Source organism: Pseudoalteromonas sp. S1609 (genome assembly GCF_005887255.1).
Classification (GTDB): Bacteria; Pseudomonadota; Gammaproteobacteria; order Enterobacterales; family Alteromonadaceae; genus Pseudoalteromonas.
Genome location: NZ_PNDJ01000069.1, coordinates 1 through 280 on the forward strand (window position 1 = coordinate 1; position 280 = coordinate 280).

Below are 280 nucleotides of genomic sequence, written 5' to 3' on the forward strand. Positions count from 1 at the left end.
AGGGGAAAGTAAGAATATCAGTAGCTGTAGCAAAAAACTCCGCCGAGCACTTTACATTGCGTTTTTTTTTAAGTGATAACGGTAAAGTAATGAGCCAATCTCAGTTAAGAAAAATTTTCAACCCGTTCACTCAAGCAGAAAGCTCAATTACGCGAGCGTTCGGTGGAACAGGGCTTGGTCTTTCAATTTGTAAAAGCTTAACCGAGCTAATGCTTGGTACTATACATGTAACAAGCCATGAAGGGATTGGAAGTGAATTTACCGTTGAACTGCCTTTTTC

The 280-nt window shown here is 40.0% G+C and carries 1 protein-coding gene; it reads left to right on the forward strand.

Annotated features, from left to right (window positions below; genetic code table 11):
- Nucleotides 1-280, forward strand: a 280-nt coding sequence (locus CWB76_RS16265; protein ID WP_249363187.1) for an ATP-binding protein, incomplete at both ends; no start/stop codon positions are given.